Source organism: Pontimicrobium sp. MEBiC01747 (assembly GCF_053601635.1).
Window position 1 is genome coordinate 1 of sequence record NZ_JBSHNS010000317.1, and the last position, 11,521, is coordinate 11,521.

Consider the following 11,521-nt stretch of genomic DNA (forward strand, 5'->3'; position numbering starts at 1 on the left):
ACTAGATATAAATATGTTAACTACTGTTGCAAAACTCAATGTGCCTTATATTATGATGCACATGAGAGGCACACCACAAAACATGCAACAGTTAACAAACTATAACGATATTTTTAAAACAATCCTCTTTTATTTTTCTGAACGCATCGCAGAAGCGAGACAACTAGGTATAAAAGACATGATTTTAGATCCTGGTTTTGGTTTTGCTAAAACACAGGAACAAAACTTTGAATTATTAAATGGTCTTGGAAGTTTTAAAATAGCTGGTTTACCTTTATTAGTTGGTGTCTCTAGAAAATCTATGATTTATAAAACATTAAATACAACACCAGCTGAAGCTTTAAATGGCACTACAGCTTTAAATATGGTTGCTTTGCAAAAAGGCGCAAAAATTTTACGTGTACATGATGTAAAAGAAGCTGTTGAATGTGTAGAACTATATAAACACCTTAAATAATGAAACAGATATTATTAATTATTTTTTCTACTTTTTTAATAGCTTGTAATAATGAAAAACAGGTTTTACTTCCCCAAATACAAAATGCAGAAATTACAAAGGTTTTAGATATATCGCCTGCTTATATTTTTTATGATGAGACAAAAACTGATAGTGTAGAATTAAATAGTAAAAATTTAATTATTACAACAAATTGGTTAATTAATGTAGATAAGAGACTAACTCTTAAACAGGCTTTACCCTCTATTATTAAGTTGCAAAATAAAAAGCGTAATGCTAAAATGCATAAAAATGAACAAGCCAAAAATTATTTTACTTGTAATGACACTGCTATAAAAAATTTAGGATTCATTGATTTTACAGAAATACATTACTCGTATAACAAGAATGTAGATTTAAAAGATAATCACTCCTATTTACGTATAAACATTAACACATTGAAAGATATTAGCATTATTACGCCAAATAATAAAACAACTAACACTAATATAAATGATTTAACTAAAACTATTAACGCCATACTTGAAGGCACAGATGACAACATAATATTCTTTGCTTTTAATAAAGACTTAACGTTTCAAGATTATATAAGTATTAAGTCTGAACTATTAAAATTAAACACTACTAATTTTACAATTAGTAAAGATGAATTTATCTTTAATTAATTTAAATTTTTAAATTTACTGAAACACTTTTCTCTTGAAAGAACTTTTCGATAACATTTTAAACTTTAGTTGGATAGACATTGTTGATGTAGTATTAGTAGCACTACTACTTTACTATGTATATAAACTAGTACGAGGTACAGTAGCTATTAATATTTTTATTGGTATCGTTATTATTTATGTCATTTGGAAAATTACCGAAGCACTACAAATGCAATTACTAAGTAATATTCTTGGTGGTTTTATTAGTGTAGGAATGTTTGCTCTTATTGTTGTTTTTCAACAAGAGTTACGAAAATTCTTATTAATGATAGGTTCTGCTAATATAGGTAGTAGACGTAAATTTTTAAATCAGTTAAAGTTTTTAAAAACCGAAGGTGCATCTACAACAGATATAGAAACAATTATTGCAGCCTGTAATAAAATGGCATCCTCAAAAACTGGTGCTTTAATAGTTTTGGAGCGTAATAATAGTTTAGATTTTTTAGTTGATACTGGTGATGCTATGAATATTAAGGTTACACAGCCTATAATAGAAAGCATCTTCTTTAAAAACAGCCCTTTACATGATGGCGCTATTATTATAGAAAATAACATTGTAAAAGCAACACGTGTTATTTTACCCGTTAATAATGAAAAAAGAATACCTCAGCGTTTTGGTTTAAGGCATAGAGCTGCAGTAGGTATTACAGAACGAACAGATGCCATTGCTTTAGCCGTTAGTGAGGAAACAGGGCAAATATCCTGCTTTAAAAATGGTGAGTTTTTACCATTTAAAGATCATTTAGAACTTATTGAACTCATAAAAAAGGATTTAGATTAATAATGCTTTGTAAAAATTGTAAAACCTCGTTAAAAGACGATATAAACTTTTGTTATAATTGTGGTGCAAAGGTTATTAGAAATAAACTTACATTTAAACATGTATTTGAAGATTTCAATGAACAGTTTTTAAATCTAGATAACAAGTTTCTACAAACATTCATTGCATTATTTATAGCTCCAGAAGCTGTTATTGGAGGCTATATTAATGGTACACGTAAAAAGTATATAAATGCTATAAACTATTTTGCAATAGCCATTACTTTTTCTGGGTTACAAGTTTTTGTTTTAAGGCATTTTTTCCCAGATGCCATAGACATCTCAGATTTTACAAGTGAGGACAATATAGGCCTATCTATGAAAATCATGAAATTAACACAAGAGTATAATTCCTTTGTAATGATGTTACTGCTACCCGCTTATGCATTAATGGGAAAAATTGTATTCTTAAAAAACAAAACCTTTAACTATACAGAGCTTTTAGTTGTATTCATGTATACCATTTCTCAAATGGCTATTACTGGAGTTATTATAATACTTACTTCTGCGACTTTAGGTTTCACTATGGGTAATGTTGTCTTTATATTTTTACCGCTTCAAATTTTATACTCAGCTTATTGTTTAAAACGTCTTTACGCGTTAAATCTTAAAAAGATAATCTTAAAAACATTGTTATTTTTAATTGTTTTTTCCGTTTTCTATTTATTAGCTATAATAGTATTCATGCTCATATTAATATTTGTGTATTATGGAGGTATTCATGAGTTTAAGGAAGCCATGGAACAAATGCAAAAGGCATCTATAACGTATCTTTAATTTTTAACACTAAATTATTAAGCTACATCTGCTTTTAAAAACTGTACTTCGTATAAGTTTTTATAGTATCCATTCTCATTTTGCAACAACTCATTGTGCGTGCCTTGCTCTACTATTTTACCTGCATCCATTACTATAATTTTATCTGCTTTTTGAATTGTAGCTAACCTATGCGCTATTACAATAGAAGTTCTTCCTTTTGTTATTTTATCTGTTGCATTTTGAATTAACTGTTCTGAGTAAGAATCTACAGACGAAGTTGCTTCATCTAAAATTAAAATACTTGGGTTGGTAACATAAGCTCTTAAAAAAGAAATAAGTTGCCTTTGTCCAGAAGATAACATTACCCCACGTTCTTTCACGTTATATTGATAGCCTTGCGGTAGGCTTATAATAAAGTCGTCTATACCAATATCCTTGGCAGCTTGCCTAACTTGATCTTCTGTAATTTCTGGATTATTTAAAGTTATATTATTTAAAATGGTATCTGCAAACAAAAATACATCTTGTAAAACTACTGCTATCTGGCTTCTAAGCGATGTTAGTGTTACAGTTTTAATATCTTTATTATCTATACAGATACTTCCATTATTAATTTCATAAAAACGGTTCAATAAATTAATAATCGTAGATTTTCCTGCCCCAGTTGCTCCAACAATAGCTATAGTTTCTCCTGCTTTTACATTAAACGATATTCCTTTTAAGACTTCCTCATCCTCCACGTAACTAAAATGTACATCTTTAAAAGTAATATCTCCTCTAAAATTTAAAGCTTCTTGTTTGCCATCGTCATCAATTTGCGATGTTGTATCTATAATTTTAAAAACACGACTAGCAGCAACCATTCCCATTTGTAGAGAACTAAATTTATCTGCAATCTGTCGTAATGGCCTAAACAGCTTAGGAATCATCATAATAAACATAAACAACTCTCCTACTGTAGCAGTATCATATAAAACAACCATTAGCCCACCAGCCCAAACTACTAATCCTGAAGTTATAGACGATAAAAAATCTGCAATTGGAAAAAAAATTGAGTTGTACCAAATAGTTTTTAACCATCCTTTTTTATGTCTTTCATTTATTTCTTTAAACTTTTTTTGCTCCGTTGTTTCACGAGTAAACAACTGAAGTATTTTCATACCAGTAACACGTTCTTGAACAAATGAATTTAAGTTAGAGACTTCTGTTCTTACATCTTCGAAAGCTTTTTTCATGTACTTCTGAAATATCTTAGTTGCATAAATAACCATAGGCATAGTTACAAATACAATTAAACTCAGTTTAACGTTATTGGCTAACATAATAATACAGATAACTAACATTACCGTTAAATCTCTAGAAATCATAAATAAGCCTTGCGAAAAAATATCTGCAATACGCTCCATATCTGTAACTGCTCTTGTTATTAAAGTCCCTACAGAAGAGTTATCATAATACTTCATTTTAAATTTAAGCATATGATTAAATAACTTAACTCTAATATCCTTAACAACACTTTGCCCTAACCAAGCTGCATAAAAAATAAAGAGAAACTGAAAAATGGTCTCTAAAAACAACATTCCTATCATTAAAAGTATGTAGAACAAAAAACCTTCTTCTTTTCCTAACTTAATATTATTATCTATAGCATGCTTTAAAATATAAGGAATAGACACACTTAATAAAGCTATAGCTACAACGGCAAAAAGTACGCCTACTAAAACTCCTTTGTATGGCTTTGTAAATTTAAACAAGCGCTTAAATAAAGTAACATCGAATATATTTTCTTTTTTTTTAGTCATCTTTTTATCTGTAAACTAGCTCTTTTTATTCCAAAAAGAAATTTTCCGGATACCCAACTTCTATCAAATATAATGCGTGAGCAGGAACAGAAAAACCAGCTTTACCTCTATTTTTAGATTGTATAATAGTATGTAACTCTTCTATTTCTACTTTACCAATACCTATATTAATTAAAGTACCAACTATTGCTCTTACCATATTACGTAAAAACCTATCGGCCTTAATAGTAAAACGAAGCTCATCATCCACTATAGTCCATTCAGCTTTCATTATATCACAATGATACGTTTTTACATCTGTATTAGATTTAGAAAAACATTGAAAATCTTTATAGTCAAATAAAATTTTTGTTGCTTTATTAAGTCTTTCTATATTTATTTTTGGCTTCAAGTAATAAGCTTGCTCGTAATTAAAAACATTTTTAGATAAAGCTATTCTATACAAATAGGTTCTACTAATTGCATCAAAACGTGCATGAGACTCTTCTTTAACTCTAAAAATATTACTAACCGCAATATCTTTTGGTAACAAAGCATTCAGCTTATAGATTACAGTGTCTATCTCTAAATTTGCTTCTGTATTAAAATGTGCATATAACTGTTTAGCATGTACGCCAGCATCTGTCCTACCAGCACCCATTGTAGAGATTGGTTCTTTTAATAAGATCGATAATCCTTTTTCTAAAACTTCTTGTACAGAAATAGCATTGGGTTGGTTTTGCCATCCATGATAAGCACTACCATTGTACGAAAGTTCTATAAAATATCTCAAGTAAAGCTTTATTTTTGTATTAAGAAGTACAAATATAATTGTTTTTTAATCCTTAGAATATCCTATTAACATAATTACAAGATTTCATCTTACTTATAGAATAAATATGAAAAAAATCCTTTTACTATCTGATACACACAGCCATATTGATGAGCATATAATAAAGCATGTAAAACAAGCTGATGAAGTCTGGCATGCTGGTGATATTGGAGACTTAAAAGTAACAGATGAAATAAAAAAATTAAAACCACTTAAGGCTGTCTATGGTAATATAGACGACCATAAAGCTCGAATAGAGTTCCCAGAACATAATAGATTTATGTGCGAAGGCGTAGATGTATGGATAACACATATTGGTGGCTATCCAAACAAATATAATGTAAACATTCGTGAAGCAATTACTTTAAATCCACCTAAGCTTTTTATTTGTGGCCATTCGCATATACTAAAAGTTATGCCAGACAAAAAACTAAACCTATTACACATGAATCCTGGTGCCGTAGGCCTGCATGGGTTTCACAAAGTTAGAACCATGCTTCGTTTTATAATTAACGGAAAAAAAATTGAGCAATTAGAAGTTATTGAATACCCTAGAAAATAATACTACCAAAATAGTAATTACAAAAAAACCCAAAGTCTTCACTTTGGGTTAACGCACTAATACTACTAAGATGATAGGTTTATCGTAATCTATCTACAGATTTTACAAGATCTTCGTCCTTTTTGATGGCCTTATTAGCCAATGCTAATAATACGATAGACGCAATAGGAAGAAACATCCCAATACCTTTCTCTGAAGCCGTAACTTCTCCAGGTAAATTTAGAGATTGATACACAAGTAATCCTAGTAAAATAAAGTTTAATATTATATTAAGTCGTCCCAACATAAATTGAGATTTCCTATTTTTAAACATGAAAATAGATACTAATGACAGTAAAGCAGATCCTACAAACAAACCAAAAATAGGCATTTCGTCTATAGCATAGACTTTAACATTCTCATTAGTTATCCAAATATGAAACATAAAAATTAACCCTCCAGATATTCCTGCGGCTAATAATAAGTATATAGTTTGTATACGTTGTAACATATATATTTGAAAAATTTGAGTTACAAAAATATAGTTTCTTTTATAATTTTAACTCAAAAAAATAAAATAAAGTTGTATAATTGCAATAACATTTTGCAATACACACGTTTGCAAGGGGTTAATTCTTCAGAATTACATTACAATTTCTTCGGAAAAAATTTCAACTCAAAATATTCAATTCAACATCAATGTTTGAAATATCACAATTAAAAGAAATGAAGCTTCCTGAATTACAGGACATTGCAAAGAAACTATCTATTCCAAAGTTTCGTTCATTAAAAAAATTAGATTTAGTTTACCAAATTCTAGATCATCAAGCAGCAAACCCAAAAGCTGTAGCAGAAGTCGCTAAAACAGAAGTCAAAAAGGAAGACAAACCAAAAAAAGCTCCAACTCAAAAAAGAGCTAGAGTACAAAAGACGGCTACAAAAACTGAAAGTAAAAAAACTGCAGAAAAGAAACCTGCTCAAGAAGCACTAGACTTTAAAGAAGAAAAAGCAGAAGCAAAAACTGAGAATAAATCTAGAGCAAAACGCCCTAGAACTTCTAAAAAAACAGAAGATAAGAAAGCACCTGCTGCTACTGATAAAACAACTACTAGCACAAATACAGAAGTTAAAACAGATAACGAGGACCAGCAAAAGCCACAACAACAGAAACCTCAACATAAAAAACCGGTTCACAACCACCAGAATAAAAAGGACGATAATAATAATAATAATCAACAAAATCGTTCAAATAAATCTAGTAACAACAATCCAAACCAAAATAAGAACCAAAATAAAAATCAGAACAAAAACAATGGTAATAATGGTAATAAGGATAATAGAAACCGTTACCGCGAGCCAGACTTTGAATTTGATGCCATTATAGAAAGTGAAGGGGTTTTAGACATCATGCAAGATGGATATGGTTTTTTACGCTCATCAGATTATAACTATTTATCATCACCAGATGATATTTATGTATCACAGTCTCAAATTCGCTTATTTGGATTAAAGGTTGGTGATACCGTTTTAGGAAACGTAAGACCTCCTAAAGAAGGCGAAAAATACTTTCCGCTTATTAAAGTCAATAAAATAAATGGTCAAAGCCCAGATGTTGTTAGAGATAGAGTATCTTTTGAGCATTTAACACCATTATTCCCTCAGGAAAAATTTAATATTGCAGAAAGACAAAGCACTATTTCTACTCGTATTATGGACTTGTTTGCTCCTATTGGAAAAGGACAGCGTGGTATGATTGTATCACAACCAAAAACAGGTAAAACAATGCTTTTAAAAGATGTGGCAAATGCTATTGCTGCTAATCATCCAGAAGTATATCAAATGATTTTACTTATAGATGAACGTCCAGAGGAAGTTACCGATATGCAACGTAATGTACGTGGTGAAGTTATTGCTTCTACTTTCGACAAGGAAGCACACGAACACGTAAAGATTGCTAACATTGTATTAGAAAAAGCTAAACGTTTAGTAGAATGTGGACATGATGTTGTTATTTTATTAGATTCTATTACGCGTTTGGCAAGAGCATATAACTCAGTACAACCTGCATCTGGAAAAATATTAAGTGGTGGTGTAGATGCTAATGCATTACACAAACCAAAACGTTTCTTTGGAGCTGCTCGTAATATAGAAAATGGAGGGTCTTTAACCATTATAGCTACTGCTCTTACAGAGACAGGCTCTAAAATGGACGAAGTTATTTTTGAAGAGTTTAAAGGAACAGGTAATATGGAACTACAATTAGATAGAAAAATATCTAACCGTAGAATCTTCCCTGCTATCGATTTAACATCATCAAGTACACGTCGTGATGATATATTATTAGATGACAATACCGTACAACGTATGTGGGTAATGCGTAAATATCTAGCAGACATGAATCCTGTAGAAGCAATGGAATTTATAAACCAACGCTTTAAACAAACTAAAAACAACGAAGAATTTTTAATCTCTATGAATGGTTAAAACAACACAAGTTGTTTACTAATAAAAAAGTCTTTCTGAAATTCTCAGAAAGACTTTTTTATTATAATTTATAAATTATTAATAGGTACACTATAAACTTACCTCACGCTTTGCCTATAAATAAAATACTGTATAAATATTCACTTTCACTCCATCAAAATATAGAGCATAAAAAAACCTATTGTTAACACAATAGGTTTTTCTAAATATAAATTTAAATAATTATATAGCTGCAACGTGCTTTGTTAAACCTGACTTTAGGTTAGCTGCTTTGTTAGCATGTATAATATTTTTTTTAGCTAATTTATCTAACATAGACACTACTGATGGTAATAAAGCCTCAGCTTCTTTCTTATCAGTTAACTCACGTAATCTTTTAATAGCATTACGAGTAGTTTTATGCTGATATTTGTTTCTTACGCGTCTAGTTTCGTTACTTCTAATTCTCTTTAACGCTGACTTATGATTTGCCATTTGTTCTTATTCTTTCTTTATTAAAAAATTGTAGCCCGTAGGGGAATCGAACCCCTCTTACCAGGATGAAAACCTGGCGTCCTAGCCGATAGACGAACGGGCCATTTATTTTTGAGTGTGCAAATATAAAACTTATTTTAAAACTCACAAAAGTTTTTTTTATTTTTTTTACTTGCAATACTTTTCAAATAACTTACAATGTTTCCATTGCGGATGCAAAAATACAACTATTTTTGAGTGTTGCAAGCACTAAATGAAAAAATTTAAAAAAAAATTCATTTAGTACGCTTTTGCAAACAATACTCTACGTTTTGAAGGCTTACCAGAATACACACATACACCTTCTTTCACATCTCCTTCTAAAGGAATACAACGAATGGTTGCTTTAGTAATTTCCTTTATTTTATCTTCTGTTTCCATTGTACCATCCCAATGTGCTGAAACAAAGCCTCCTTTGCCTTCTAACACCGTTTTAAATTCATCAAACGTATCCACTTCTGTTGTATGCTCAGTTCTGTAATTAAAAGCTTTCTTAAATAACGCGTCTTGAATTTCCGTCATTAAACCTTCCACTTTAGCTGTTAAAGCCTCTAAAGCAACAACCTCTTTTGTTAGCGTATCTCTTCTTGCTAGTTCTACTGTTCCGTTTTCTAAGTCTTTTGGTCCTATAGCTATACGTAAAGGCACACCTTGTAATTCGTGCTGTGCAAACTTAGCACCAGGACGATACGTTGTTCTATTATCAAATTTAACAGTAATATGCTTACTTCTTAAATCTTTCATTATACCATTAACAACCTCTGTAATTTCAGTTAGCTGCTCTTCTGTTTTATATATAGGTACAATAACGACTTGGTTAGGAGCTAAATTTGGAGGTAATACTAATCCTTTATCGTCACTATGCGTCATAATAAGTGCTCCCATTAATCGTGTAGAAACACCCCAAGAAGTTGCCCATACATAATCTTGTTTACCTTCTTTAGATGTAAACTTAACATCAAATGCTTTTGCGAAGTTCTGCCCTAAAAAGTGAGATGTTCCTGCTTGCAATGCTTTCCCATCTTGCATTAAAGCTTCTATACAATACGTTTCATCTGCACCTGCAAAACGCTCACTCTCAGTTTTCACACCTTGCACTACAGGAATAGCCATAAAGTTCTCAACAAAAGTTGCGTACACATTATTCATTAATTTAGCTTCATCTAAAGCTTCTACTTTAGTGGCATGCGCCGTATGTCCCTCTTGCCATAAAAACTCTGCTGTACGTAAAAATAAACGTGTTCGCATTTCCCAACGAACTACATTTGCCCATTGGTTAATTAATAAAGGTAAGTCTCTGTATGATTGAATCCATCCTTTATAAGTATTCCAAATAATAGCTTCACTAGTAGGTCTAACTACCAACTCTTCTTCTAACTTCGCTTCAGGGTCTACTCTTAATTTCCCTTCTTTATCTGGGTCATTTTGTAATCTATAATGTGTAACTACTGCACACTCTTTAGCAAACCCTTCTGCATTTTTTTCTTCGGCTTCAAATAAACTTTTAGGCACAAATAATGGAAAATATGCATTTTGATGCCCTGTTTCTTTAAACATTCTATCTAATTCTGCCTGCATTTTTTCCCAAATAGCATAACCATAAGGTTTTATTACCATGCATCCTCTAACCGCCGAATTCTCAGCTAAGTCAGCCTTTACAACGAGTTCGTTATACCATTTTGAGTAATCCTCTGCTCTACTCGTAAGTTTTTTGCTCATATTCAATGTTTTGGCACAAATATTGTGACTATGTTAAAAAAATAAATAGTTCGACAAAACTAACTATTTTTGTTATGTTCAACAATTAAAATGAAAGAGATATGAGATTTATTAACTACTTACAAAAGAAAGTACCAACTTTAGCTATTATTGGATTAACATTAGGACTTACATCGTGTGGTTCTTACCAATATGTTGGTCAAGATACAGATGGCATTTATGATTCTTCTGAAACTACTGTTGAACGAACAGAAGAAACAGCTCCTAATGAATCCACTGCATCTAATGGCTATTATCAAAACTACTTTAAAGAAAAATCTCAAGAACTGGAATTAGCTGAACAAGAAAGCGAAATATTTACAGATGTAGACTCTTACCAAGGTGATTACACCGAAGAAGAAAGAACTGTTAGTAACAGTACTGGTTATGCAGGATGGGGCGAGTCTAGTAGCGATGTAACAATTAACGTATATAACACTGGTTTTAACACATGGAACAGACCATGGGGTTGGAACAATTGGGGATGGAATAGATGGAACCGTTGGAATAGCTGGGGTTGGAATGCCGGCTTCGGATGGGGAGATTGGGGTTGGAATACTGGTTATGGATGGAATAACTGGGGTTGGAATGCTGGCTTTAATAACCCTTACTGGTGTCCTCCTTACGGATACGGAAATGCTTATTACGGATACAATTACTACGGAAGAAATGGACATAGAGGCTTAGCATATACATCTGGAAGAAGAGGTTACTTAGGTAGACAATCTGTATTAGGAAAACGTTCTAACCTTTCAAGAAGCACAAGAACTAGAACTAGCGCAACACGCTCTTCTTCAACGCCAAGAACAAGACAAGTTGGAAGAGATTCAAATACACGTACAAGACCAAATACTGGAACTAGAGTAAGAC

At 31.4% G+C, this 11,521-nt stretch carries 11 protein-coding genes, 1 tRNA gene and 1 pseudogene; 7 read left to right on the forward strand and 6 right to left on the reverse strand.

Annotation, left to right across the window (positions count from 1 at the left end):
- From folP to ACVC2P_RS10450, 4 genes are all read left to right on the forward strand, one after another.
- Positions 1-457: dihydropteroate synthase (folP, locus tag ACVC2P_RS10435; protein ID WP_452598420.1), on the forward strand; the 457-nt coding region annotated here is incomplete at its 5' end.
- A complete protein-coding gene (locus tag ACVC2P_RS10440) occupies positions 457-1,122 on the forward strand; it encodes a hypothetical protein (RefSeq protein ID WP_452598421.1) in 666 nt (221 codons plus the stop codon). The genes folP and ACVC2P_RS10440, both read left to right, overlap by 1 nt.
- Positions 1,123-1,156: 34 nt before the next feature.
- The gene (cdaA, locus tag ACVC2P_RS10445; RefSeq protein ID WP_452598422.1) at positions 1,157-1,945 is read left to right on the forward strand and encodes a diadenylate cyclase CdaA; all 789 of its coding nucleotides are present in this window, start codon (positions 1,157-1,159) and stop codon (positions 1,943-1,945) included.
- Positions 1,946-1,947: 2 nt separating this feature from the next.
- A complete protein-coding gene (locus ACVC2P_RS10450; RefSeq protein ID WP_452598423.1) occupies positions 1,948-2,760 on the forward strand; it encodes a DUF3667 domain-containing protein in 813 nt (270 codons plus the stop codon).
- 17 nt (positions 2,761-2,777) lie between these two features.
- Here the strand turns inward: ACVC2P_RS10450 and ACVC2P_RS10455 are convergent, their stop codons facing one another.
- Positions 2,778-4,544, reverse strand: coding sequence for an ABC transporter ATP-binding protein (locus ACVC2P_RS10455; protein WP_452598424.1), 1,767 nt, complete (start codon positions 4,542-4,544; stop codon positions 2,778-2,780).
- A gap of 25 nt (positions 4,545-4,569) precedes the next feature.
- Positions 4,570-5,316 carry a tRNA pseudouridine(38-40) synthase TruA gene (truA, locus tag ACVC2P_RS10460; RefSeq protein ID WP_452598425.1) on the reverse strand — a complete coding sequence of 249 codons (747 nt, stop codon included), beginning with the start codon at positions 5,314-5,316 and terminating at the stop codon, positions 4,570-4,572.
- Between the two features lie 106 nt (positions 5,317-5,422).
- Here truA and ACVC2P_RS10465 point away from each other — a divergent pair, with 106 nt between their 5' ends.
- Positions 5,423-5,917, forward strand: coding sequence for a metallophosphoesterase family protein (locus tag ACVC2P_RS10465; RefSeq protein WP_452598426.1), 495 nt, complete (start codon positions 5,423-5,425; stop codon positions 5,915-5,917).
- Between the two features lie 79 nt (positions 5,918-5,996).
- Here ACVC2P_RS10465 and ACVC2P_RS10470 read toward each other — a convergent pair whose 3' ends face one another.
- Positions 5,997-6,407, reverse strand: a complete 411-nt coding sequence (locus ACVC2P_RS10470; RefSeq protein WP_452598427.1) for a DUF4293 domain-containing protein — start codon at positions 6,405-6,407, stop codon at positions 5,997-5,999.
- A 188-nt stretch (positions 6,408-6,595) separates the two neighbouring features.
- Here ACVC2P_RS10470 and rho point away from each other — a divergent pair, with 188 nt between their 5' ends.
- A complete protein-coding gene (gene rho / locus ACVC2P_RS10475) occupies positions 6,596-8,380 on the forward strand; it encodes a transcription termination factor Rho (RefSeq protein WP_452598428.1) in 1,785 nt (594 codons plus the stop codon).
- Positions 8,381-8,602: 222 nt separating this feature from the next.
- On the opposite strand, the gene rpsT is transcribed toward rho, so the two are convergent.
- The 3 genes from rpsT to proS form a co-directional block, all read right to left on the reverse strand.
- Positions 8,603-8,854, reverse strand: a complete 252-nt coding sequence (rpsT, locus tag ACVC2P_RS10480; protein ID WP_452598429.1) for a 30S ribosomal protein S20 — start codon at positions 8,852-8,854, stop codon at positions 8,603-8,605.
- A gap of 31 nt (positions 8,855-8,885) precedes the next feature.
- Positions 8,886-8,957, reverse strand: a tRNA-Glu gene (locus ACVC2P_RS10485).
- A 176-nt stretch (positions 8,958-9,133) separates the two neighbouring features.
- Positions 9,134-10,612 carry a proline--tRNA ligase gene (proS, locus tag ACVC2P_RS10490; RefSeq protein ID WP_452598430.1) on the reverse strand — a complete coding sequence of 493 codons (1,479 nt, stop codon included), beginning with the start codon at positions 10,610-10,612 and terminating at the stop codon, positions 9,134-9,136.
- 101 nt (positions 10,613-10,713) lie between these two features.
- Between proS and ACVC2P_RS10495 the strand changes: the two are divergent.
- A pseudogene (locus ACVC2P_RS10495) lies at positions 10,714-11,521 on the forward strand (hypothetical protein); the annotation flags it as partial.